Source organism: Labilibaculum manganireducens (assembly GCF_002843385.1).
Lineage (GTDB): Bacteria > Bacteroidota > Bacteroidia > Bacteroidales > Marinifilaceae > Labilibaculum > Labilibaculum manganireducens.
Genome location: NZ_MVDE01000012.1, coordinates 73176 through 98044 on the forward strand (window position 1 = coordinate 73176; position 24869 = coordinate 98044).

A 24869-nucleotide genomic window follows, 5' to 3' on the forward strand; every position below is an offset into this window, starting at 1 on the left:
CATTTCTATTTTTTCTGCTCGAGAGATATTTGCTTATTTCACATCTTCAATGCTTGGCGCTTTCCATTTTACGCTTTCAACTTTTCTGTCTAAGGCTATATTTATGGCCATAGTGTTTCGGTACTTGTCGTAAATCATTGCACAAGTCATAATTAAACTGGTTCCAATAATTACACAAAGTAATATTCCCGGCTCAAAATCTTCAATTTGTGCTTCGGAAGGTATGCTGTAAAATAAAAGTACGGTGATTAAGCCACGAGGAGCAACAAATAATTGTGGCAGTATATCCTTTCCTGCAAAAATTCGCAGTATAATGTATCGTATTGTATAAATCGAAATCAAAATCAGAAAGCTTACTATTGTTACGTTTAAACTCAGTAAGGAAGAAATGGCAATCGAAAGACCGAAAATTACAAAGAAAAAGGTTCGGACAACAAAGGCTGTTTCTGCTGTGATTGTATGCAACTCATTATAGATATGATGTGCTTTTTCGAAATCAATTAATTTTGAGAGCTTTCCTTTGAAAAAAAGTTTCATGTTCGCAATTACTAATCCAAATATCAGGATAATAATAAGCGAAGAAAGGTGCATTTTTTTGCCCAGTGCATATAGCAGTAACAGTATGGCTATCAGTAAAAAGAGTTTTACCTTGCTTTTTATGCGTTGAAAAATTAAAATAATTGCATAGCTGGCTATCAGGGAGATAATGATGGTGAGCAGAATGTTTCCTGCAAAACCTGTTACGCCGCTGTCTTCGGCAGGATTTAATTTTCCGGTTAAAAAATAGAACATCATAATGCCCATGATATCCGAAAAAGTACTTTCGTAGATATGAAATTCTTTTTTGCCGGCATTTAAACCTGATACGCTTGGTATGATAATGGCACTGGATAGTATGGACAATGGAGTTGCGTAAAGCCAGGCCGATTCCATGGTCATTCCGGGAATGAAATTGTAGAGAATCAATACAACAGCCCAAGTTGATAAAATAAGGCCGGTTAAGGCAACAGTAAATGATTTTAGGATGGGGACTAATTTCTCTCTTTTCAGTTCCAGTTCAAGAGCCGCCTCCAGCACAATCATAATTAATCCGACAATTCCCAAAACTTCAAGAATAGGAAAGAAATTTAATGTTTCTGCATTGAAATATTTAAGTATGTATTGGCAGCCAACCCCCAGTACGATAAGCATCAGTACTGCTGGGATATTTGTTTTTCTGGACAATCCATTGAATAAAAAAGATAAAATGATGATTATGGATACTTCAATAATCAAATTATAGGATGAAATGATTTCCATGGTTGTTACTTAAAATTGTTTGTTACACTTGTTTCAATCTGTATTTCATGTAAAAAGGCAGTTAAATCTTCAGTGGCAGCACCATTTTCGAGTGTGTACTGAAATTTAAATACCTGAGGAATTTCACTGTTCTTTATGGTAGGTTTTTGTCCGAAATCTAAAATTGGATTGTCAAAAATCAGATTTAAAACCTGTTCTTTTGTTAATTGTGTACGCAGGTAAAGTGTTTGTCTTAATTTGGTATTTACATTTGAGTTGATCGCAAATCCTAAATTTTCAATTTCGGTATAATTAATAAACCGTTCTCCATATTCGGCATTAATGATTAATCCGAAGGATTGCAGACTCTTAACTTCTCCCTTAAAATCCCCAATTGTGATAAATGCGTCTTTGCTTACCAAGGGGTTTGCCCTGAAAAAAATTCCGCTCACGAAGTTTTTGATATAGTAGAAACCAAAAAGACTTATAAAAACCAAAAGAATACTGTGTGTAATGTAATTGATAGATATAAAATCGAGTAGTAAAAAGGATATTGCAACAGGTTTGTAAAACAACATGCCTTTTTTTAAAAAGCTTATTATTTTTTTGTTGGTTACGTTTTTTTTAGCAAATCGCTCTCCAATGTATGTTAGCAGCTTTAGTATCCAATAACAGACTGCCAGCAGTACAAGCAGGCCTAGTAAACCGCTCCAGGTGTATAATGTTTCGATATTTTCCATTTAGTTGAGTGTTCCTCTGTATTTTAGAATTTCACGAATATTGTGGTACAATACTTGGTTTAAAACAAGATTTCCCTCTGTGTTTCGCAGAAATACTTTGGTGTTTGTTAAACGTTTTAATCCTGATTTATAGGAGATGTTGTATCGATTGCCCAAAAGGGTTTTCAATACAATTTCGTTAATGTGCTTGTATAATAATACATATTTAAGAATAATAACTTCTTCGGGAGTGAAAAAGTCTTCAAAATCATACTCCTTTTCTTCAAACACTACTTTATGATCATCAGAAGTAGTAATTGCATAGGTCCATGCCTGCAATACTTCGCCCATATTATTGCCGTAATTTTTACACAACTTTTGTACGTAAAGCTCCAGTTGTTTATTGAGCAGGGGAAGTCCTTTTTCTGTCACCAAACTTCGGTGCGAGGCACCATGCCGCAATAGTATGGCTTTGTGTATTTCGTCAGTTTTTGCTTTGTTAACATCAATAACAGAGCTGAACGAATTGGAAAAAGGAAGTCTTTTATCCAAATGAGACTGCATGGCATTTGAAGTAGTCATGATAACGAAAACCTGATCGGATTCCGATTCCACGAATTCTATGGCGGCTCTTACATTATCTAATAAACTGTGATTTTTGTCTCTCCAGAGTTCCAGATTATCAATTACCAATAACGGACGGAAATTATAGGTGTGTTTCTTAATATGCTGAAGAGCCTCTGCAAGGTTTTTTGTGCTTGTAAATTTTCTTCCTTCAACGGAAATAGTACTGTCAGGTTCGAGAAAAATACTTTGTTTGTCAAAATGATCTTTCGCAGCACTTTCAATAAAAGTAGATTTCCCGCTTAAACTATTTCCTACAACAAGAACCGCTTTGTTGTGTCCTTTTTTCCACAGATTTAAGGTTTCCTGTAGTTTTTGTTTTTCGGTTTCGCGCGGAACGAAGAATAAGTCTCCAATAAAATTCTTATTTAAAAAAAGAGTATCGTAATGAACGTTAGATGCTTTAAATGTTCTGTATTCAATGCATTTTGATGATGCCTCTAATTTCATAAACGGATTATCAGCGGTACTGATTTCATATGTCCTGCTAAAAAAGGAAAGGGTGTTTTTAAATTTTTTTTCTACTTCAAGTAAGAATTTGTTTTTTGAAGATGTGAGTTGAGTTATTGATGATTGCAAAGAAACTTTCAGAAAATCTTCTGAGTGATAAATATTTGAGACTAAGAATTCGGTACTAAATTTTTCTTGTACCAGACCAATTATCTTCCTCTGCAAATTTTCATTTGTATTGGCTGAGCGCAGTAAGTTTTGTATGCTTTGAACCTGAGAAGGCAGTGTTTCAAGTGTGTTGTTGTTTTTTAGTAAAGTTAAACTGCTCTTTAAATTTAGTAAACTGTGTTTATAAAAAGCAAGCAGATTTGTCCTGTTTTGCCACAGCTCGATCATATCGGGGAGCAACATATAATTCAGCCACTTTTTAGCCGATTTGTTAAAGTCTATTTTTTTTATGAGTAATAAACCATCTTCACTTGCAACAGGAATGCTGCTTTCTTCGAGCGAAGCAATTTTTAATTCAATATCAAAGGCATAGGTTTCTTGTTTTGTATTTGTTACCTCTAAATCATCCAGAATATCTTCAATTAATGAAATGGTGTCTGCAGTTTTAACAATTTCATCCAAATTCTGAACAGAATCCAACACTTTGCTTATGGTTTGTTTCGCATTTTCAAGTTCACTGATAAGTGTTGCGCAAATGTTTTGGGTATGATTTTTAATATCCTTAAAAACAAGAATGATATTGGATAAAGTTTGAGTTGATTTTTCAATTTCCTTGACTTGATTTTGCACCGTAAGAAATTGATTTTTGTAAACTTCCCAAGGATTTTGCTGGTGTTTGGTTTTGGAAATATGTTTCTTTCTTTTTTTATTGGTTTGCTGAACCGGATTTAGTTCTGCGCTAATTTTCTGAGCAAAGGAGTTGGTTGCTTTTTCTAAAATTGCTTTGGATTCTTTTAGATGATGCTGAACAGTCTGATCATCGACCAGAGATTCTTGTTTTTTATTTTTTGAAATTTGAAGCTGTAACAATACATCGCGGTGTATCAGCATCGTATTCTTAAACGACTCCGGCAAAAGATAATTCAGAATATATATTGTTGTAAAATCCGGATTTTTATCGGTTTGTGCTTTGTTGTATTCCTGATCACCAATAGAAATAAAGAAATCGCTTACTTCTGTAAATTCTTTTAGAACAAGCTGAGAAAGGCCTTCTGTTGTCAGGCTTTGTTCCAATAGGTTCAGATAGTCCTCTAAATGTTTGTTTAAAACCTCTAAAACGCTCAAGGTTTTGGTTGTTATATCTTTCTCTTTATCAGACTTCATGTGTTTTAAATCTTTATTATTCATGGCAAACGTTATGCAATATAAGAATTCCATGTTCAGTTTTTTAAATTTTTTTAATACTTTTTATGATGACTTTCAAATGAAAAGAAGGAAAGAGCTATCGTATTGAAAGCATTTTAGAGATAAGATTAACAATGAAATTAACATCATTTTAGTGATTGATATCTAGTTTGTATTTGAATAGACAGGCATTTATTATTACTTTTCGGTTGAATAAAAATTTTTCCCGATGTTCCGAAATATATCATTCCTTATTTTTTTTGTTGTTAATCTAAGTGTGAATGCGCAAAAGGTAGATTTATTGTACTTCACAGATGCACATCAGATTTTTCCGGTAGACGATGTTGATGGAGGACGAGGTGGTGTTGCCCGATTAAAAACTATTGCAGATGAGGTGCGAAAGGTTAATCCAAACACATTGGTAATTCATGGAGGTGATTTGTGTGGTGGTGTTCTGTTTGGCGGCATGTACAAAGGAGAGCCTATGATTGAAGCCTTCAATGATATTCCTGTGGATATCTGCAATTTCGGACAGCATGAATTTGATTTTGGGGCACAACATACCATTCAGCTTTTATCTAAATCCAAATCGCAGTGGTTTAGTTCCAATCTTAAAAACAGAGATGGTGGTGTGTTTGGGAATTTGCCTGCTTTTCTAGTGAAAAAAATTGGAGGTTTGCGAATTGGATTTATCGGCCTGACCGACGCTATGAACACAAGTATTCATGATGATTTGGTGGTTCAGGAAGATTTATTTGTTTCTGTTTCTAAGCTTCAGCCTGAAATGGGGAATGTTGATTTTTTGGTACTTATAACCCAAACAGATTTGGAAACCAATCGGAAATTGTTGGAGCAGTTTCCTGAAATTGATTTGATTTTAACTGAGGAGCAGTTCGAGCACGAAAGCAATATTTTTTACAAAGGCAGTGTTCCGATTGTTGCTACTGCCGGAAACATGAGTTCAGTTGCTAAATTGAGCCTGGAAAAGAATAAAAAACCGCTCGTTGAAATTATTCCTTTAACAAGTGATGTGACTTCCGAGAAGTATATGAGAGATATGGAGCTGTATTATAAAAAGGATATGGAATTGCAGTTGTCCGAAAAGATTGGTCGGTTGGAAGTTCCTCTTCGTTTTAAAGATGGGATTACCGGCGAAAGTCTTGCCGGAAATTTAATTGCTGATGCTTTTAAAGAATGGCACAGTTCCAATGTGGGAATTATTAATGGTGGTGGAATAAGAGCTGATGTGTCTGTTGGAGATTTTACTTTAAAATCTGTTCGCTCACTGCTGCCTTTTGGAAATAGAATTTGTCAAATTCTGATTAAAGGGAAGGTGTTGAAACAGTTTTTAAAAGAGAATGCTGCAGATAAAAATGGTCAGTTGCTTCAGGTTTCAGGGATTAGTTACAAATATTCTTTTGTCGACAATAGTATATTTGTTGAGAGGGACGGGAAAGAGTTGGACGATGAGGAATTATTGACGGTTTCATTGAACAACTATTGTTTGGGGAAATTAACCGGAGAGTTTGAAGTTTTGGTTGATGAATTGAATCCCAAGGCAATTGAGGATTTTGAAGTGCTGAAAGCATACTGTAAAAAATTAAAACTTGTAAAGCCGGTTTTGGAAGGACGGATTGTGCTATTGGGAGAGTGAAAATATACCGATTGAATCACATATGTCATTCAATCGGCACATTTGATTAATTACATCAAGCTAATTGCCAGAGTTAGATAAAAACTACGCCCGGGAGCATAAATTGCCTTGTTGCTGCCTTTTACCGACCTGTTTAAATGCTCGTAGTACGCTTCGTCAAAAAGATTTCTTACGCCACCAATTAATCTGATTTTATCGGAAAAATCGTAAGATGCTTTAATATCAGCAATAGTAAAAGCAGGTGTTTTGCTTTCTCCATAATTATTTGATATTCTATTTTGCTTTAAAGCATGTCGGATCATTATTTCCGGATGAAACTTATTCCTGAAAAAGGAAGCTCCCAATGCATATCTGATATCAAGAGGAGGAACTTCAGGCAAGGGCTGATTGAAATCTATATTCTTTCCATAAGTATAGGCAATATTTACTTTGTGATAAATGGAAGATGTGATTTTCTGATACCAGGAAAATTCAAAGCCACGCATAACTGCTTTATCGATGTTGTAATATTGTTTTACACCGGGAGCAGTGGCTAGTCTCGGCGATAAATCAGGTCTGATTTCAGCACTGATGTAATCTCTTAGCATGGATGCAAAAAGGGTGATGTTCAATTCAGATTGATCAGTTTTCCAGATAAAATTATAGTCTAACTGATAGTTTACCTCCGATTTCAGTTTTGCGTTTCCAATTCTTTCGTACGGGTCAACATCAACTGCCAAATAGTTGATGAAGCGTTCGGTTAAGCTTCCGCTGCGTTCGGCTCTTCCCAGCCACAATCCCATTCTAATCTGTTTCGAGAAATCGTGGGTGGCTCCAAAACTTGCCGAAACATTTAGTTTGTCAGATGGACTTTCAGGGTTGGCATTTATAAATTCAGTGGTTAGTTCTCTACTCTTGGCACTGTTGTGTTCCAAGCGGGTAGAGGCAACAAAATAGACCTCTTGCAGTGCAAAATGATATTCTCCAAACAATGCAGCTTTTGAAATTTTACTGTCCTGCCAAAGGTCATCGAAAAAGGTAGTCCCGGTTTTCGGACCCATCAGCATTTTGCGGGAACGTGTTCCTTCTGCTTCTTCTGCTTTGTAGTCGATTCCCGCAAAAAGAGAACTGTTCTTAAATTGAAAACTTGCCTCCGATCTTCCACCATAGTTTTTGGTTTTGGCTAAAGTGATTGCATTCACCGTTCTCGGATTCAAATCTTTTGTCAGGTTGTCCATGCTGTGATCAACAAAAGAGCCGTAAAATGAAGTGGATAGGGAACTAATGCTTGTGCTCTTAAAGTTGATTTTGTGAGTCAGATTAAACAGCCAGGTATCATCTTCCCGCAAATCCATATTTAGAGCAGGAAAATCGACATCCTTGGCAAAGTTGTTATTTGCCGACAGCTTGATGCTCTGATAATCAGATAATTTAAAGACGCTGCTCATTCCGATGTTGCGCCGGTTAAATCCAGAAGGTGTTTTGTTGCCGTTTCCATCTTCGTAATTGTCACCTTCGCTGTAGGCTCCGTAAATGCCAAAGTTATAGAACTTCCCTTTTGCTCCGGCCATGGCTTCTGTGCGGAAAATATTTCCATTGCTTTCGTAACTGCCGCTTGCCCTGCCAAATGCTTTTGCGGTTTGGCTAAAACTTGCAGGTGCCGACTTAAAATGGATACTGCCACCAAAAGCATTTCCAAATCGCAGTGAATGCGGACCTTTTACAATTTCTACCCGATCGACCATACTCATCGGAATTTGACTTGCGGGAGGATCCATTCGGTTTGGACAAGCTGCCGTTGCGCTCATTCCATTGTCCATAATGAGGTTTAACTGATCGTATTTAAAGCCACGAAGAACAGGATCGAAACCATAACTTCCGCTTTTTCGGATGCCTCCAATCATGGCACTCTGACTCAAAAAATCACCTGCATCGTGCGATAGTTTATCACTGATGCGGACTTTCATGATATCACTTTTAGCAGAGCTGTTTGCTCTTGCAATTACAGTTGTTGGCAGTAAAGAAATGTATGATTGGGTGAGGCTTAATACTCCAATTTTTATTGCTTCCTGCAGTCTGCCGCTTGATATTTCAAGTTTGCCATAGTTTACATGCGAAATTTGAAGTTTTTCTGCAGCGATAAATTTGATTGATATTTCTCCTTCGGGAGTGCTTGTCCCTTTCTGATTCTGATATAGGTAATGGGCATACTGGATTGGATCGCCGGTTTCAGTATCTTTCAGTATTATAGCTTGTTGCGAATGTGCTTGTATCCCAATGAACAGGAAACAAACGATTAGAATATTTTTCATTCCTGAGTATTTTATGTAATTACTAGATATGAGTAGTCTGCATTGATCGTGTAAAACCAATGCAAGCCTCCCAATAAAGTATGATATACAGTGAATTATCAATTGGGGATTGATAATAAGTAATTGATCAGAATTTGATTTTTGGCGGATGAAAAATATCAAAATAATGTTGTACAGGATGCAATGGTTCCGTGTAAGCTAATCGTTTATCTGAAATAAGAATTGGAGGCTCATTTTTTAGGATATTTATACCCTGAATGAATAATTGGTCTTCTTTTTCGGTGATTTGTTTGTCCTTCGAAGACTCTTCCTTTTCGTGTTGCTGTATTTGTTTTTTTAAGTGACACTTTCCATTGCACTTCATTTCAGGTTTGTCTTTATTGGTGCAGATTGACGCAAAAAAATCCTGATTTATTTTAAAGTTCACCGTGATTAATACCACTTCAAAACTTTGAAATGAGAAAGTTAAAAGGAGTAGGTATGCAAAGATTCTATTCAGGAACATAAATAAAGACAATTGTGTATTAAATATACAAAGCTTTATGTAATATGTTGTTGTTGTGGATAGAAAATCAGAGAAGAAGTAATAATATGTCCAAGCAAAAAGATATCTTACGGGAGAGTTCTGGAAGCTGAAAATAAAAGAGGGTGTCCAAAAAGGAATATTTTGTACTCGATTGTCATGTTGAGCGAAGTCGAAACATCTGTTTTTCAAAGTGAAAGATTCTTCGACAAGCTCAGAATGACAATAGAACAATACTTTTTGGACATCCTCTTGCTTTATATTATGGGAATGAATTATAAGTTGATCACTTTATCGGCATCAGCCTGAAGGGTGATAATATCAGGCATACTTCCAACGGTTCCTACTTTTATTTGATCAGATAAATTAAAATAATCCAAACAGGTTTTGCAGGCAAGAAGCTGTACTCCTTTTTTGCTTAGATTTTGTAAAGATTCCAAAGCAGGAGAGTTTTCACAAATTAATTTTACTCCTGCGTTGTAAAAAACAATGATTTTAGGTGTTCGCCCATCAGCATCCAGAAGTTTAAAGTAATTGGTAATTAATTTCAAACCCAATTCTTCGCTACCGGTTCCCATTCCATTCTGAGTAACCTGAATTAATGTATTTCTTTGCATATGTTTTTATTTAATGCTGATGTAAGGAGCATCTGAATCTGTACGCTCTACCATTTTTCCAATCGGATTTAGATCAAAACCTTCACTTTTGGACAGAGCAATGAACTCGTCGATGTGATTATCGTCTACTGCTACCAAAAGGCCGCCGCTTGTTTGCGGATCACAAAGCAGTGATTTCTGATCTTCGTTAATCGCTCCAATTAAATGTCCGTACGAAGCCCAGTTTCTTCTGGTTCCGCCAGGTGTGCATCCTTGTTTAATTAATTCTTCCACACCCTCAATTTTAGGAACGGCTGCATAATCAATTTCAGCATTTACATTACTGCCTTCGCAGATTTCACCCAAATGACCCAATAAACCAAAACCGGTAACATCAGTCATCGATTTGATATAGGCTTGCTCACCAAAAACAATTCCAGCCTTATTTAGAGTGCACATTAAATCAACAACAATTTTATTGTTTTCGTGTGCTATTAATTTCTTTTTTTCGGCAGTGGTTAGTACACCAATACCCAGTGGTTTTGTAAGGAAAAGCGTGCAGTTTGGAGTTGCAGTGTTGTTTTTCTTTACCCGATCGGCAGCAACAAGTCCGTTCACCGAAAGTCCAAAAACAGGATCACTAATATCGATGGAATGACCGCCGGCCAATTGAATTCCTGCATCAGCACAAACATCCCGTGCGCCTTCCACCACTTTTTGAGCAATATCAGTAGATAATTTTTCCAAAGGCCAGGCTAAAATTGCCAAAGCCATAATTGGTTTACCGCCCATGGCATAAATATCACTGATGGCATTGGTTGCCGCAATTCGACCAAAATCGTAAGGATCATCAACAATAGGAGTAAAAAAATCGGTGGTGCTGATTAAAGCTTGTCCATTTCCCAAATCGTAAACTGCAGCATCATCCTTTGTATCGTTACCTACCAGCATTTTTGGATTTGGAATAAGCGGACTGCTGCTTTTTAAAATGCATTCCAAGTCTTTAGGAGATATTTTGCACCCACAGCCTGCTCCAGGACTAAATTGGGTTAATTTTTTTGTTTCCATATTGTTTTTGAATCTATTAAAACGGTGCAAAGATATTACTTTTTCTGCTTCCGGCCTTGTAATGGGCTTGCTTTATTGTTAAAATTGGAATTTTGATTCGTCAGGAATTTCAGACCTGTTTTCAGCTTCTGTATCTATCAGTAAAGAGTTTGAAATTAAATCTAGACCAAAGAGGTCCCTGAGGTTCACTGAGTTTTTTGTTTTTTTCTCTGTGTCACTTTGTGTTCTCTGTGGTATTCTTTTGAAATGCTGTATTCGTGTTTCGATGAGGTATTCGTGAGTGGAAAGTAAAAAAATCTAACCACCGAGTACACTGAGGTTCACAGAACTTTCTTGTTGTTTTTTATTCTTAGTGCCACTTTGTGTTCACTGTGGTTAATTTTAAAAGGGCACCTTCTTATATCAACTAATAATTGTTAATTTTGGTTTTACATCATTTTAAAATCAGAAACTTGGTAGCGTTTAAAAAGATCATAAAAACACTTATAATAGTCGTTCTGGTATTTTTCCTTTTGGGATGTTCTGCTCAAAGTAATTTGCAGAAGGAGAAAATGCCGCTTGAACAGATTGCTAAAACTAAATGTGAGACGTTTACCTGCATTTCGGAGGTTGATTCGACACTTCAGGCAGATCTGAAGAGGCAAGGAAAAAGGATGCTTCAAATCTATTTAATTCGTCATGCAAAGCCCAATGTGAAAAAGAACTGGTTTTATTCTGCTGATGAGGCTAAACAGTATGTACTTGATTACAATTCGGTGCCAATTATCCCTTTCGATTCTTCGCTTGTGGCAGTCAATTTACGACCTAATCATATTATTTATTGCTCCAGTTTACCTCGTGCGCAGGAAACGGCATTAAAAATTTTTGGAGATAATTACACCATTGTTTCTGATTCTGTTTTTCGTGAGTTTGAAATTCGAATGATATCTGCGAGTAGCCTTTTAAAAATGCCATTGGGAATTTGGCAGGTCTTCAGCCGGGGCAGTTGGATGCTGGGTTTTAATCATCGGGGCATCGAGAGCCGTAAAGAAGCAAGACTTCGAGCCAGACAAGCATCTGAAAATTTAATTAAAGTTGCTTACGATGAGGAAACCGCCGTTTTAGTTGCCCATGGTATGCTGAATGGTACAATTGCCAAAGAATTGCAGAAGAAAGGATGGCAACTGATTCAAAAGAAGAGCCACCTAAACTTAGGTGCTACTATCCTTGTTAAGATTGTGGATCTTTAATTTCAGAGTTAGTAATGCAATTTAACTTTCACCTTTTTACTTTTTCCCTTTTGCTTACTTTTTCCTGATCATCATTAATCCGTGACGTATGGGAAGAATCAGGTTCTCGACTCTGGAATCTTCCTGAATAAAATGATTGAAATTTATTATCCCCTGAGTTTGTTTGTCGTTGTTTTCGATTTCTTCTACAACTTTTCCATCCCACAAAACATCGTCGGCCAAAACAAAACCGCCTTTATTTAGCTTCGGAAACACAGCCTCAAAATATTCTATGTATTGGCGCTTATCAGCATCGATAAAAACCAAATCGAAACATTCTTCAAGTTGAGGAATAATTTTCAGAGCATCTCCAATGTGAAATTGAATACGATTTTCAAATCCCGATCGCTTAATGTATTTACGGGTAAATTGTTCCAGTTCGTCGTTGCAGTCAATGGTGTGAATGATACAATCCTCATTGGTTCCCATTGCCATACTTATGGCGGAATATCCTGTATAGGTTCCAATCTCTAAAATGCGCAACGGGCGTATCATCTGACAAGTCATCTTTAGGAATTTCCCCTGAAGATGCCCCGACAACATTCTTGGGCGCAGCATCTTCACGTGAGTTTCACGGGTAAGATCTTTCAATACCAAATCTTCTGTTTCGGTGTGCTTCAGTATATAATCTTCAAGTTCTTTATTAACTTCTATCATGCTTATTTGTACATCAAAGTGGTTAACAGATCTTTATTTAGAATTTCGTTGGCAACTTCGAGCAATTCGTCAGCTGTAATACTCTCCACCTTTTGGTACAATTCCTCTAATGAGTCAATACGATTGTACAGCAAAAAGCTTTTACCAATGCTGAGCATCAGGTTTTCATTGTTTTCCGAAGAAATGGCAATCTGACCAATCATCTGATTTTTAGCTCGTTTTAATTGTCCGGAGCCAAGCTTATGAGTGCAGAGTAAGTTCATTTCTTTATTGATCAAACTAAGACACTTATCCAAATTGCCTTTGTCGGTACCAAAGTAGATGCTAAAAACACCAGTATCAGCATAAGGCGTGTAATTTGCTTCAATATTATAGGCCAATCCGTGTCGTTCCCGAAGAGTTAAATTCAAACGGGAATTCATGCCCGGACCACCCAAAATATTGGTGAGTAATGATAAGGGAATTCGTTTTTCATCATTTAAGTCATAGGCTATATTCCCCATCACACAATGCCTCTGATAAGTTTTCTTTATCATGGTTTGTGTGCGGGCTTCATACGAATTTGGCTTTTTTCTCTTGGTTGTGCGAATATTCTCAGGGATATGCCCAAAGTACTTCTCTACCATTTTTACCAATTTGCTGAATTTAATGTTCCCAACCGAACTAATTACCATTTGGTCTGTGTGGTAATTGTTCTTAATGAAATTCAATATATCATCACGTTTGAACTTTTTTACATGTTTTGGAGTTCCCAAAATATTCCGTCCAATGGGATCATCTTTGAAAATTAGTTCCTCAAAATCATCAAAGATTAATTCCGAAGGAGAATCCTTATACGAATTGATTTCATCCAGAATAACTTCCTTTTCTTTCTCTAATTCCTTTTCAGGGAAAACAGAATTGAAAGTGATATCGCTGATTAGTTCTAAAGCTCTCTTGTAGTCTTTGTCCAGAAAAGTAGCGTAAATACAGGTTTCCTCCTTGGTTGTGTATGCGTTTAATTCTCCGCCTACATCTTCCATTCTACTCAGAATATGGTATGCCTTCCGTTTAGTTGTACCTTTAAACACAACATGCTCTATGTAGTGAGCAATTCCCCATTCCTCCTCTTTTTCATCACGGGAACCGGTATTTAAAATAATTCCGCAGTGTGCAACATTTGCGTTCACAGCATGGTGAATTAGTCGTATACCATTTGATAATGTGTGAGTTTCGAATACCATATATTTTTTTATTAGGTCGCAAAGGTAATAAGAAGTTTAGATTCCTTTAAAATTCCTCTCTAATTTTATTGATTTTATTTGGTGATTTTATTTTTTTGCGTACTTTTGCATCGCTCAAGTAAAGAGGGTACCATAGCTCAGTTGGTAGAGCAATGGACTGAAAATCCATGTGTCCCTGGTTCGATTCCAGGTGGTACCACATCCTTTTTCTTTGAGTACACCAATAGGGTACCATAGCTCAGTTGGTAGAGCAATGGACTGAAAATCCATGTGTCCCTGGTTCGATTCCAGGTGGTACCACAAAAAGAGAGAAAAACGCAATGTTTTTCTCTCTTTTTTGTTTTGTGAAAATCACTAATTTTAGAAAGCATCAATCAGCTCTTCCAATCCTTTCTTCTTAAATTCCCGTTCGTTTGTTGATAAAGCTTTTGCTGCAGTTATAACTGGGAATTTTTTATTCTTAATATATTCCAGAGCAGCTTTAAGATTTGATTCATCAATATCCCCAAAGTCATGACTTAAATCGTCAGATATTTCATAGTTAACCGGAATACCATCAAAATACCCACCTTCATTAAGTGCATTGGTAATTGAAAAACTGATTGGCACGATGGCCAAATTCAAAGCTTTCTCCTCAAACACGTACATGCCAACTGGCTTCCCGTGGGTTTTACTGCCTATTAAAATTACATTATCTTCACCCAAGTATGGTTTTAATCCATTAATAACCATCTCGCTTGCCGAAGCAGTTCCGGACGTAGTAATTACGAAGACTCTTTCGAAACCATAGGCTGAGGCTTGTGATTCAAATGCTTCGGTGAAATTTTCACTTGTCTTTGAATTGTTATGTGATACTTTTGAGTAAACTTCACCAACGTATGCATTGCCGGTTATTAAATCTGCCAATTGGTTGGATATGTATGTGCTGCCACCTCCGTTGTATCTTAAATCCAATACAAGTTCTTTTGCATTTTGTTCTTTAAAATAGGTAAAGGCTTCGTTCAATTCATCTTCCGATTTGCCCAAAAAGCTGTCAAATGCCAGATAGGCGACTTGAGTTCCTTCGTAGGGAATAACTTCTCTTTTTAATACTGTGTTTTGATTCAGTACCTTTTGAGAAGCGGTGATTTCTTTTTGCTCACCGGCATTGTTTTCAAAAATGAAAATTCCGCTTGATTTATCAAGTTCATTTAATATTTGTTCTTCGCTTAAGTTTGAAATTGCCAATTGGTTAATGTTTACCAGTTTCCATCCACGGGTAATTCCTTCTGCAGCCAAAGGTGATTCATCAAATATAAGTTTTACTCTTAAATCATTATTGCTGTCAAATTTGAAAGATAAACCATAACCTGTGTAGGTGCCATTCTCAAAATAAGCCAATAATTCATCAAGGTTGGCAATATAGCTCCATCGATCTTGATCGGCAAGTAGTGCTTCAAAATAGTCGTTTGCCGATGAGTAATTGGCTGAACTAATATCCGGTAAATCTTCATTCCACAAATACCACTCCTGCATCGTTTTATCAATAACTTCATAGGCTGTTTTATTAGTACCCGATCGTGGCAATATATTATTATCATCGCTGCACGATAGAAATAAGGATGCCAGAATTACTACAAGTGAATATTTATTGAGAATTGAGAATTTCATGCGATTATAATTTTAAATTTTTGCATATGGTTCCGAAAGTTTTCGGGATTACCAAGCTGGAATAATTATCCCTGTGTGTCAATTTATCTTGACAATTAATCAGCTCGATATTGTAATTTATTGAAAAAACAAGACAGTTTAAGCCTAACAAAAACCATACCTAAGGTTTCTTTAACGGGCAAAATCGTCATCTATTGTTTAATTTTTAGCAAAACAATCTATAGAATCAATCTAAATAACATTGTGAAAAAATTGATACTTAATCATATTGACATTTTATATCTGCTATTTATACTCGATGTGGTCTGCTTTGTTTTGCGAAGTACAAATTTTCTTTACATTTGTAACACCAAAATAAAGGGTACCATAGCTCAGTTGGTAGAGCAATGGACTGAAAATCCATGTGTCCCTGGTTCGATTCCAGGTGGTACCACAAAAAAGCCGATCATATGATCGGCTTTTTTTATGCTTTTGAATGTAGAAATCCATTCGGAATGTTAAAGTTTGAATAAATTACAAAAAACAAACGTTTTCGATCTAAAATAAAGAAATTCAAGTCTCTAACTAATTTTTTTATTTGAATTAATACGATATTTTTGTAACACTTAGACCAAGTAATAAAGAATTTAAGATATAAAATACTTCAAAATGACAAATAGTAAAAAAGCTTTATTGATGATCCTTGACGGATGGGGGATTGGTGATAAATCAAAATCAGATGTAATTTCTTCAGTAGCTACTCCATACATGGATAGTCTGTTGGCAAAATACCCTAATTCTCAGTTGCAGGCCGCAGGTAGATTTGTTGGTCTGCCTGACGGACAAATGGGAAACTCAGAAGTGGGTCATTTAAATATTGGTGCCGGTCGTGTTGTTTATCAGGATTTGGTAAAAATAAACATGGCGGTAGAGCAGGACACCCTTAAAGAAAATGAGCAGGTTGTGAAAGCTTTTACTCATGCCAAAACGAATGGTAAGAAAGTTCACTTGATTGGTTTGATTGGCAATGGCGGCGTTCACTCATTAAGTTCTCATGCAATTGCTCTTTGCGATGCGGCTCAGGCTTTTGGATTAAAAGATGTATTTGTTCATGGATTAACGGATGGACGTGATACTGATCCTAAATCAGGATTAGGATTCGTAAAAGAATTTGTTGAAGCAATTGAAACTACAGGATCAGCAAAATTTGCATCTCTTATTGGCCGTTACTACGGAATGGATAGAGACAGCAACTGGGAACGAGTAAAGCTTGCTTACAATTTATACACAAAAGGTGAAGGTGTACCGGCTTCAAACGTTGTTACTGCAATGGAAAAATCGTATGCAGAAGGCGTAACAGATGAATTTATCAAGCCAATTGTAATGGTTGATGAGTCAGGAGCCCCTATTGCTATGATTGAAGAAGGTGATGTAGTTATTTGTTTTAACTTCCGTACTGATCGTTTGCGTCAAATGACAACTGTGTTTACTCAGGAAGACAAGAAGGAGTTCGGAATGCATACCATGGATGTAGAATGGTATACCATGACTTGTTACAACTCTAACTTTAAGGGAGTGAATGTGATCTACGATAAAGATAACGTTCAAAATACAATGGGTGAGGTTGTATCTAAAGCTGGAAAAAAACAGATTCGTATTGCTGAAACAGAAAAGTATGCTCACGTAACTTTCTTTTTCTCAGGTGGTAGAGAAGCTGAATTCGAAGGCGAAAGAAGATTAATGGTTCCATCTCCAAAAGTGGCAACTTACGACTTGCAACCAGAAATGTCTGCGCCGGCTGTTGCTGATATGATTACTGCTGAATTGAATGCTCAATCGGCTGATTTTGTTTGTTTGAACTTCGCCAATGGCGATATGGTTGGACACACAGGAGTTTATGAAGCAATCTCGAAAGCAGTTCAGGCTGTTGATAAATGTGTTGAGCAGGTGGTTGAGGCTGCTAAAGCAAATGGATATGATGTAATTATTATTGCAGATCATGGAAATGCGGATTTTGCTGTAAATGCTGATGGTTCTCCAAATACTGCTCACTCCTTAAATCCTGTTCCTTGCATTTGGGTGACTGAAAATTCCAAAGGAATTGAGAATGGTATTCTTGCCGATGTTGCTCCAACTTTATTGGATATCATGGGGATTGAGAAGCCTGCGGATATGACCGGTAAATCTTTGATAAAATAGAAGATTGTAACTGAAAATATAAGTTTCCGTATTATCTTTGCCGATAATACGGATTTTTTTTTCTTAAATCCACGAAAGTAGAAATTGTAAAAGAATAGCATTGTGTTACAGATAGGAAAAGCCATAGTAAGTTTAGACGTGATCGAAAAGAAATTCATTTGTGATATTTCAAAATGTTGCGGGGCTTGTTGTGTAGAGGGAGATTCGGGTGCTCCGTTAGAGGAAGAAGAAAAGCAGATTATTGAGGAGATTTATCCTGTGATAGAAGAATATCTTACCGAAAAAGGCATTGAAGAAATAGAAAAACAAGGGAAAACTGTAATTGATTCGGATGGTGACCTGGTAACTCCTATCATCAACAATAAAGAATGTGTTTATACTGTTTTTGAAAATGGATCGGCACAATGTGGTATCGAAAAAGCTTTTTTCGATGGAAAAATAAACTTTCGCAAACCAATTTCCTGTCAGCTATACCCGATTCGAATTCAGAAGTATGAAGAGTTTGATGCGGTGAATTATAACAAATGGGATATTTGCAAACCTGCCAGAGAATTAGGATTTAAAAACGGAACTCCGGTTTATGTTTTTTTAAAAGAACCATTAATCAGAAAATATGGTGAAGAATGGTATAAAGAGCTTCAGTATGCAGCTGAACACATTGATGAAATCATGAAAAAAATGTAGATGACAAAGTATCAAATGTAAGGGTAAGAGTATCACGAAATTATATTGTAAACAGTAACCGTTTGGTTGCTGTTTTTTTATGCTCTTCCGTCTGTTTATTTGGTTTGTGATTTGATGGGTGTTGATATTTAGAGGTTGTAAATCTCTATTTGATGAAGACTGAAAGCTAATTTCAAATTACTATATTTACGTTTCAAATTACTTAAATCCAATAAACACACTATTATGGATAATATTAAAGCATATATTGAAGAGAACAAAGAGAGATTTTTAGAGGAATTGTTTGGACTGATTCGAATTCCATCGATTAGTTCGATTGAAGCAAATAAACCAGAGATGTATAAAGCTGCCGAATACTGGAAGCAGTTGATGTTGAATGCAGGTGCTGATAAGGCGGTGGTAATGGAGACAGAAGGAAATCCTGTTACTTATGGCGAGAAAATTATCGATCCAAAATTGCCGACAGTTATGGTTTACGGACATATGGATGTAATGCCGGTTGATCCAATTAATTTGTGGAATACTGATCCTTTTGAGCCGGTAATTAAAGATGGTAAAATTTGGGCCCGTGGTGCTGATGATGATAAAGGTCAGGCATTTATGCACGCAAAGGCTTTCGAATATATGGTGAAAAATAATTGTCTTCCTTGTAACGTGAAGTTCATGATTGAAGGGGAAGAAGAAGTGGGATCACCTAATCTGCCTAAATTTTGTGAAGAGCACAAAGAAATGTTGCAGGCAGATGTGATTTTAGTTTCTGATACCGGAATGATTGCTCCGGATATACCATCTATTACAACGGGATTACGTGGATTGATGTATTGGGAGGTTGAAGTGACCGGTCCTAATCGCGATCTTCATTCGGGATTGTTTGGTGGTGCTGTAGCAAATCCAATTAATGTATTGGCTAAAATGATTACTCAGATGGTAGATGATAACGGTCATATTACCATTCCTGGATTTTACGATGATGTAATTGAAGTTACTAAGGAAGAAAGAGTAATGATGGCTGAAGCTCCTTTCGATGTTGAGGAGTACAAAAAAGCAATCGACGTAAAAGAGTTAGCTGGCGAGAAAGGTTATACTCCTTCTGAACATACAGGAATTCGCCCTTCGTTTGATGTTTGTGGTATTTGGGGTGGATATATTGGCGAAGGTGCTAAAACAGTTCTTCCTTCAAAAGCAACTGCAAAAATTTCAACCCGTTTGGTTCCGAATCAAAACTGGGAAAAAATTTCAGTTCTATTTAAAGAGCATTTCGAAGCAATTGCTCCGGATTGTGTAAAAGTAGTTGTTACTCCGTTGCATGGTGGACAAGGATATGTTTGTCCGATTGATTTCCCGGCGTACATTGCGGCAGATAAAGCGTATACCGAAGTTTATGGAAAACGTCCCGTGCCTGTTCGCAGTGGTGGAAGTATTCCAATTATTTCTTCTTTCGAAGAGATTTTAGGAATTAAATCTGTACTCATGGGATTTGGATTGGAAAGTGATGCGATTCACTCACCAAATGAGAATTTCCCTTTGGAACAATTCTTCAATGGAATCAACACAATTCCATTGTTTTATAAGTATTTTGCCGAATTGAAAAAGTAATAATTCGTAATTCAAATATAAGTTGGAAAGGGTATTCTAGTGCAGAGTACCCTTTTTTAGGCAAATATATGTTTTGGTATGATCAGTTTAAAGATTGATTGGGATTTGTCTTACTTCCTGATTTTTCGGGAGGATAATTATTATTTTATTTCATTGACACTTCGGAATCGTTTAAAATAAAGCTTAAACCTTGAAAATCGGTATTTTTCTGGTTATGTTTGTATTTGGGTTTAATTGCATGGTTTTTTGACGGAATACAGACTAATTGCTGTATATTTCGTAACAGATCATACAAGTTGAAGTAAATTTGCAGTTCATGGATGAAATTTTTGGAAAAATAGGATCAGCTCAAACTCTTAGTCAGAAGATTGAGCGCCGAATAGAAGAGGCTATTCGCCAGAAGAAATTGCTGGTGGGAGCTAAACTTCCTTCGGAGCGGGAATTATGCGAGATGTTTGCAGTTAGTCGGACTGCATTACGCGAAGCTTTGCGTAGACTTAGTGCCCGGGGCTTAATTGAGATCAAAAAGGGTAGTGGCATGTATGTTAGTGAATTGAAGATCAAAGATGCCATTGATTCTTTGAATTTGTATTATGATTTAAGTTTTGATAGTAACCTGATTCCTCAAATTATTGAAGTGAGGCGCGTTTTTGAACCGGAAATTGCCCGGATGGCAGCAAATAACCGAAGGGATAAGGATTTGGACTTATTGCTTAAGAATATTTCGGATTTGGAAGATTGTGATCCGGATAATACCCAAATGGAAGCAGATATCATCAATAAATTTCATTTGAATGTTGCTAAGGCCTCATGCAATCCGATTGTGATTATTACTATGGAGCCAATCTATTCTCTTTTGCCGCGCATGCGAAATTTGATTTATGCCAATGTGGATGGAGAGAAAGATTTTACAATTAAAGCTCATCGTACCATTTATGAAGCTATTCGGGATAAGGATGCAGATAAAGCTTTTGAAGCAATGGTTGGACAGATAAACAGAACTCTTGAGATTTACACACAGTATTTGAAAAAATAAGAACTGTATTTTCAATAAAAAACGGAGATTGATGATTCAATCTCCGTTTTTTTTTATTGTTTTAAAATAATATTTATTTGTAAGCCTCAATGGCCTTTTTTACTGAGCCATGTTTTAACAGTAAGCTTTTAGCAACTTCTTTTTCAAGTTTTAATTCTTCCATAATCATTTTGGTTCCTCGTTCAATCAACTTTTTGTTGGTTAGCTGCATGTTAACCATTCTGTTGCCCTGAACTCTTCCCAACTTAATCATCAAGCTGGTGGTGATCATGTTTAGAATCATTTTTTGAGCAGTTCCGGCTTTTAGTCTGGTACTTCCGGTAACAAATTCGGGACCAACAATTGCCTCAATTACAATTTCTGATTCTTGCGAAACGGGAGCTTCAGGATTGCATGTAATACAAGCAGTAAGCAAACCATTTTCGCGGGCTTTTTTTACACCGCCAATAACATAAGGAGTTGTGCCCGAAGCAGCAATTCCCAATACCGTATCATTCTGATTAAAACCATGTTCCTGTATCTCTTCCCAAGCTTTGTTCCAATCATCTTCGGCCGATTCAACGGCATTTCGTAAGGCCTTTTCTCCTCCTGCAATCAATCCAATTACAATATTTCCCGGAACTCCAAAAGTTGGCGGTAATTCCGAAGCATCCAATACGCCAAGTCTGCCACTTGTTCCAGCTCCAATATAAAATAATCGGCCTCCGGCTTTAACGCGGTCAACAAGTAGGGAAACAAATTTCCCGATTTCTGGAATCGCGCGATTTACTGCTAAATGAACTTGTCCGTCTTCCTGATTAATTCCAATAAGTAGTTCATTAACCGACATCTTTTCCAAATTGGAAAAGTTAGAAGGTGATTCTGTTATTTTGTTTGAAGTTTTCTGGTTACCTGCTTTATTCATTATTTTGTTTTTATTTACCAAGATGGTACTGAATCAATCCTTCCAATGGGCTTTGCTCAATTTTTCCAAGACGTAAACCGGTCTTGGCTGCGACCATTTCCAACTCATTTTTAAAGTAGTATGCAATACTTCCAATAAAGTGAATGGGCAGGTTGATGTGATTATTGTATTGTTTAATATTTCTTTCGAAAAATTCACCGAAGCTATTTTTTACAAGCTCTGATATATATGGTGATTGAATGTTCTCAGAAAGAAAGACTGTAAATTGAGCAAGAAAACGGCTGGGAGCTTCCTCTTTGTATACTTTGTTTATAATATCTGCATATTCCAGATTGTATTTCTGATAGAATGCACTTTTTATTTCAGCAGGAGCAATATTTTTAAGAATATCAGCCAGCAATTTTTTACCCATAACAGCTCCGCTGCCTTCGTCACCCAATATGTAGCCCAAGGGAGGAACGTTGTGTTCAATGTTTTCCCCATCGTATAAGCAGGAATTAGATCCTGTTCCAATGATACACGCTATGCCTTTTTCTTTTCCGCAAACCGATCGGGCTGCAGCTAAAACGTCGCTGTTAATTTCGCAATTTGCATCTGGAAAAATTTGTAGTAAGGAGTCTTTAATGATTTTCTTCTTATCATCAACAGCACAACCGGCACCGTAAAAAAAGATCTGGGTAACTGAACCAAAATCATCAAGTGAGCTAATTATTTTAATTATCGAACTCGTATTTTGATGGTATGGGTTAATTCCCAAAGTCTGTTGGCGTTTAGTTACGCCTTTACTTCCGAGAAGAACCCAGTCGGTTTTGGTTGATCCGCTCTCTGCAATTAATATCATGATTTTATTTTTATAACATGTATGATGAATGTTAATTTAAAATGAATTTACAAATAAATAAATTAATATTGAATTTGTATTTTTCCATTTTCATTCCTTCTACATTGCTTAATATCCTTATTGTACGGGTGAATTTATTTTCACGTTACAAATATATAAAAATTAAACATTTGTAAAAAGTATTATATAACATGTATGACCAATTTTGGAAAATATGATTTTCTGTTCTATTTTTGATCCGAAAGTAATTTAAATCAGGAGATAGCAAAATGGAGAATCAGATACTGCAATTTAGGGAAGAGCTTGATGAAGCCAAGTTGTATTACCAACCTTCAGATGAGTTCGACAGAACAGTGAAAACCCGGTATGAGAAAATGCCGGCAGATATTTTTTCAACTGCTGAAAAGGCAGCCAAGTGGGTTGCAGGTGAAATTGCAAATGAAATTAAGCAAAAACAAAAGCTTGGCGAAATGTGTGTTGTAGGATTAGCTACCGGAGCAACGCCATTGGGAGTGTATTCCGAACTGATTCGTCTGCACAAAGAAGAAGGCTTGTCATTTCTGAATGTGGTTACTTTTAATTTGGATGAGTATTATCCGATGTTGAAATTGAGCGCACAAAGCTATAATCATTACATGAATGATGTTCTGTTTAATCATATCGATATTCCTCAAAATCAAATTCATGTACCAAATGGTGAGGTAAGCAAGGTCACAATTACCGGATACTGCAATGAGTATGAAAGACTGATTGATTCTTTTGGGGGATTGGATTTGCAAATACTTGGAATTGGTCGTACAGGGCATATTGGGTTTAATGAACCAGGTTCACAATTGGATTCGATAACCCGTTTGATTATGCTCGATTCTTTGACCAGACGAGATGCTGCCAAAGATTTTAATGGCTTAAATAATGTGCCTAAGGCAGCTGTAACAATGGGTGTTGGTACCATATTTAAAGCCAAAAGGGTTATTTTAATGGCTTGGGGCGAAGGAAAAGCGGCGATTGTAAAAAAAGCATTGGAAGAAAGTCAGTGTGATGCTGTTCCTGCCAGTTATTTGCAACGACATACCGATGTGAAGTTCGTTTTGGATGTGCCGGCAGCAAGTGAATTGACAAGAGTAAAAAATCCTTGGCTGGTTGGAAGTATTGAGTGGGACCGTTATTGGATTCGGAAAGCGGCTGTTTGGTTGTGTAATAAATTGCAAAAACCAATTTTGAAACTGACTAATCGTGATTATAATGATAATGGATTGAGTGAGTTACTTGCTTTATATGGTTCGGCTTACGAGGTAAATATTAAGGTATTTAATGATTTGCAGCACACCATAACCGGTTGGCCTGGAGGAAAGCCAAATGCTGATGATTCTCATCGTCCGGAGAGAGCAGAACCGGCAAGTAAAAGAGTTTTGGTTTTTAGTCCGCACCCTGATGATGATGTAATTTCGATGGGAGGAACTTTGAAGCGATTGGTGGATCAAAACCATGAAGTTCATGTTGCATACCAAACTTCAGGAAATATTGCTGTTGCCGATGATGAGGCGGTGAGATATCTTTCTTTTGTAAAAAGTTTTTCGAGAACTCATGATACAAACGAGGGCAATCTTCAGTGTGTAATTGAAGACATTCAAAAATTTCTTTTGGAAAATAAAAAGCCGGGAGGAATGGATACAGCTGAAGTGCGCAATATGAAAGCCTTAATCAGGAGAGGAGAGGCAAAAGCTGCCTGTCGTTTTGTAGGTATTCGATCTAAGAACCTTCATTTTTTGGATCTTCCTTTTTATGAGACGGGTACGGTTAAGAAAAATCCGTTGGGAGAAGAGGATGTTCGTATTTTGGTGAACCTGCTTCGAAGGATAAAACCTCATCAAATTTTTGCCGCGGGTGATTGGTCTGATCCTCATGGAACGCATCGCGTATGTTGGGAAGGAATTTACCAGGCACTGAAAATTGTGAAGGATGAGGAATGGATGAAGGATTGTTATGTGTGGCTGTATCGTGGAGCATGGCAAGAGTGGGATCTGGATGAAATCCAAATGGCAGTACCAGTTAGTCCTGAGGAATTGCAGCACAAACGAAATGCAATACTGCGTCATCAATCACAAATGGAGAGTGCTCCGTTTTTGGGGAATGATTCGAGATTGTTTTGGCAAAGATCAGAAGAACGAAATAGGGCTACAGCCGATTTATTTAACAAATTGGGCTTGGCAGAATACGAGGCAATTGAAGCTTTTGTCAGGTTTATTGTTTAGATTTATCTGAGAATTTCCGAATTC

General features: G+C 36.8%; 18 protein-coding genes and 3 tRNA genes. 10 read left to right on the forward strand and 11 right to left on the reverse strand.

Annotated elements, in window-relative coordinates; all coding sequences use genetic code 11:
* Positions 1-33 precede the first annotated feature (33 nt).
* Genes BZG01_RS09745 through BZG01_RS09755 form a run of 3 tightly spaced genes read right to left on the reverse strand, consistent with a single transcriptional unit; the run spans position 34 to position 4457 of the window.
* A complete protein-coding gene (locus BZG01_RS09745; protein WP_101309648.1) occupies positions 34-1299 on the reverse strand; it encodes a cation:proton antiporter domain-containing protein in 1266 nt (421 codons plus the stop codon).
* A gap of 5 nt (positions 1300-1304) precedes the next feature.
* Complete coding sequence (locus tag BZG01_RS09750) at positions 1305-2018, reverse strand: hypothetical protein (RefSeq protein ID WP_101309649.1); 714 nt, start codon at positions 2016-2018, stop codon at positions 1305-1307.
* On the reverse strand, positions 2019-4457 hold the full coding sequence (locus BZG01_RS09755) for a P-loop NTPase family protein (protein WP_143470873.1): 2439 nt from the start codon (positions 4455-4457) through the stop codon (positions 2019-2021).
* A gap of 196 nt (positions 4458-4653) precedes the next feature.
* On the opposite strand from BZG01_RS09755, the gene BZG01_RS09760 reads away from it, so the two are divergent.
* Positions 4654-6078 (forward strand): bifunctional metallophosphatase/5'-nucleotidase, encoded by a 1425-nt coding sequence (locus tag BZG01_RS09760; protein WP_101309651.1) that lies wholly within the window; start codon positions 4654-4656, stop codon positions 6076-6078.
* A gap of 50 nt (positions 6079-6128) precedes the next feature.
* On the opposite strand, the gene BZG01_RS09765 is transcribed toward BZG01_RS09760, so the two are convergent.
* From BZG01_RS09765 to selD, 3 genes are all read right to left on the reverse strand, one after another.
* Positions 6129-8369: a TonB-dependent receptor domain-containing protein gene (locus BZG01_RS09765; RefSeq protein ID WP_101309652.1), complete on the reverse strand. Its 2241-nt coding sequence runs from the start codon at positions 8367-8369 to the stop codon at positions 6129-6131.
* 798 nt (positions 8370-9167) lie between these two features.
* Positions 9168-9509, reverse strand: a complete 342-nt coding sequence (yedF, locus tag BZG01_RS09775; RefSeq protein ID WP_101309654.1) for a sulfurtransferase-like selenium metabolism protein YedF — start codon at positions 9507-9509, stop codon at positions 9168-9170.
* 6 nt (positions 9510-9515) lie between these two features.
* Complete coding sequence (gene selD, locus BZG01_RS09780; protein ID WP_101309655.1) at positions 9516-10556, reverse strand: selenide, water dikinase SelD; 1041 nt, start codon at positions 10554-10556, stop codon at positions 9516-9518.
* 452 nt (positions 10557-11008) lie between these two features.
* Between selD and BZG01_RS09785 the strand changes: the two genes are divergently transcribed.
* Entirely contained in the window at positions 11009-11785 is a 777-nt protein-coding gene (locus tag BZG01_RS09785; protein WP_143470874.1) for a histidine phosphatase family protein, read from the forward strand.
* A 54-nt stretch (positions 11786-11839) separates the two neighbouring features.
* On the opposite strand, the gene BZG01_RS09790 is transcribed toward BZG01_RS09785, so the two are convergent.
* Together BZG01_RS09790 and BZG01_RS09795 are read right to left on the reverse strand one after the other, a co-directional pair.
* A complete protein-coding gene (locus BZG01_RS09790) occupies positions 11840-12481 on the reverse strand; it encodes an O-methyltransferase (protein WP_101309657.1) in 642 nt (213 codons plus the stop codon).
* Positions 12482-12483: 2 nt separating this feature from the next.
* A complete protein-coding gene (locus BZG01_RS09795; RefSeq protein WP_101309658.1) occupies positions 12484-13704 on the reverse strand; it encodes a M16 family metallopeptidase in 1221 nt (406 codons plus the stop codon).
* Positions 13705-13830: 126 nt separating this feature from the next.
* Between BZG01_RS09795 and BZG01_RS09800 the strand changes: the two genes are divergently transcribed.
* Positions 13831-13903, forward strand: a tRNA-Phe gene (locus BZG01_RS09800).
* Between the two features lie 28 nt (positions 13904-13931).
* Positions 13932-14004 (forward strand) — tRNA-Phe (locus tag BZG01_RS09805).
* A gap of 60 nt (positions 14005-14064) precedes the next feature.
* Here BZG01_RS09805 and BZG01_RS09810 read toward each other — a convergent pair.
* Positions 14065-15354 (reverse strand): S41 family peptidase, encoded by a 1290-nt coding sequence (locus BZG01_RS09810; RefSeq protein WP_101309659.1) that lies wholly within the window; start codon positions 15352-15354, stop codon positions 14065-14067.
* Between the two features lie 360 nt (positions 15355-15714).
* Here BZG01_RS09810 and BZG01_RS09815 point away from each other — a divergent pair.
* The 5 genes from BZG01_RS09815 (at position 15715) to BZG01_RS09835 (ending at position 20848) form a co-directional block, all read left to right on the forward strand.
* Positions 15715-15787: transfer RNA gene (locus tag BZG01_RS09815), tRNA-Phe, on the forward strand.
* Positions 15788-16002: 215 nt separating this feature from the next.
* Positions 16003-17532: a 2,3-bisphosphoglycerate-independent phosphoglycerate mutase gene (gene gpmI, locus BZG01_RS09820; protein ID WP_101309660.1), complete on the forward strand. Its 1530-nt coding sequence runs from the start codon at positions 16003-16005 to the stop codon at positions 17530-17532.
* Positions 17533-17634: 102 nt separating this feature from the next.
* A complete protein-coding gene (locus BZG01_RS09825; protein WP_101309661.1) occupies positions 17635-18216 on the forward strand; it encodes a DUF3109 family protein in 582 nt (193 codons plus the stop codon).
* A gap of 225 nt (positions 18217-18441) precedes the next feature.
* Positions 18442-19812 (forward strand): dipeptidase, encoded by a 1371-nt coding sequence (locus tag BZG01_RS09830; protein WP_101309662.1) that lies wholly within the window; start codon positions 18442-18444, stop codon positions 19810-19812.
* A 316-nt stretch (positions 19813-20128) separates the two neighbouring features.
* Positions 20129-20848: a FadR/GntR family transcriptional regulator gene (locus BZG01_RS09835; protein WP_101309663.1), complete on the forward strand. Its 720-nt coding sequence runs from the start codon at positions 20129-20131 to the stop codon at positions 20846-20848.
* A 73-nt stretch (positions 20849-20921) separates the two neighbouring features.
* Here the strand turns inward: BZG01_RS09835 and murQ are convergent, their stop codons facing one another.
* Both murQ and BZG01_RS09845 read right to left on the reverse strand, forming a co-directional pair.
* On the reverse strand, positions 20922-21752 hold the full coding sequence (murQ, locus tag BZG01_RS09840; RefSeq protein ID WP_101309664.1) for an N-acetylmuramic acid 6-phosphate etherase: 831 nt from the start codon (positions 21750-21752) through the stop codon (positions 20922-20924).
* Between the two features lie 10 nt (positions 21753-21762).
* Complete coding sequence (locus tag BZG01_RS09845) at positions 21763-22593, reverse strand: ATPase (protein WP_101309665.1); 831 nt, start codon at positions 22591-22593, stop codon at positions 21763-21765.
* A gap of 269 nt (positions 22594-22862) precedes the next feature.
* Here BZG01_RS09845 and nagB point away from each other — a divergent pair, with 269 nt between their 5' ends.
* A complete protein-coding gene (gene nagB, locus BZG01_RS09850; protein ID WP_101309666.1) occupies positions 22863-24845 on the forward strand; it encodes a glucosamine-6-phosphate deaminase in 1983 nt (660 codons plus the stop codon).
* The last annotated feature ends 24 nt before the right edge of the window (positions 24846-24869 follow it).

Bases quoted from the DNA above. Each gene is read 5' to 3' on its own strand.
- BZG01_RS09830 (WP_101309662.1), top strand. From the start codon at position 18,442: ATGGATAATATTAAAGCATATATTGAAGAGAACAAAGAGAGATTTTTA.
- BZG01_RS09790 (WP_101309657.1), bottom strand. From the start codon at position 12,481: ATGATAGAAGTTAATAAAGAACTTGAAGATTATATACTGAAGCACACC.
- selD (WP_101309655.1), bottom strand. From the start codon at position 10,556: ATGGAAACAAAAAAATTAACCCAATTTAGTCCTGGAGCAGGCTGTGGG.
- BZG01_RS09745 (WP_101309648.1), bottom strand. From the start codon at position 1,299: ATGGAAATCATTTCATCCTATAATTTGATTATTGAAGTATCCATAATC.
- BZG01_RS09760 (WP_101309651.1), top strand. From the start codon at position 4,654: ATGTTCCGAAATATATCATTCCTTATTTTTTTTGTTGTTAATCTAAGT.
- BZG01_RS09795 (WP_101309658.1), bottom strand. From the start codon at position 13,704: ATGGTATTCGAAACTCACACATTATCAAATGGTATACGACTAATTCAC.
- BZG01_RS09845 (WP_101309665.1), bottom strand. From the start codon at position 22,593: ATGATATTAATTGCAGAGAGCGGATCAACCAAAACCGACTGGGTTCTT.
- BZG01_RS09810 (WP_101309659.1), bottom strand. From the start codon at position 15,354: ATGAAATTCTCAATTCTCAATAAATATTCACTTGTAGTAATTCTGGCA.
- BZG01_RS09765 (WP_101309652.1), bottom strand. From the start codon at position 8,369: ATGAAAAATATTCTAATCGTTTGTTTCCTGTTCATTGGGATACAAGCA.
- murQ (WP_101309664.1), bottom strand. From the start codon at position 21,752: ATGAATAAAGCAGGTAACCAGAAAACTTCAAACAAAATAACAGAATCA.
- nagB (WP_101309666.1), top strand. From the start codon at position 22,863: ATGGAGAATCAGATACTGCAATTTAGGGAAGAGCTTGATGAAGCCAAG.
- yedF (WP_101309654.1), bottom strand. From the start codon at position 9,509: ATGCAAAGAAATACATTAATTCAGGTTACTCAGAATGGAATGGGAACC.
- gpmI (WP_101309660.1), top strand. From the start codon at position 16,003: ATGACAAATAGTAAAAAAGCTTTATTGATGATCCTTGACGGATGGGGG.
- BZG01_RS09835 (WP_101309663.1), top strand. From the start codon at position 20,129: ATGGATGAAATTTTTGGAAAAATAGGATCAGCTCAAACTCTTAGTCAG.
- BZG01_RS09750 (WP_101309649.1), bottom strand. From the start codon at position 2,018: ATGGAAAATATCGAAACATTATACACCTGGAGCGGTTTACTAGGCCTG.
- BZG01_RS09755 (WP_143470873.1), bottom strand. From the start codon at position 4,457: ATGGAATTCTTATATTGCATAACGTTTGCCATGAATAATAAAGATTTA.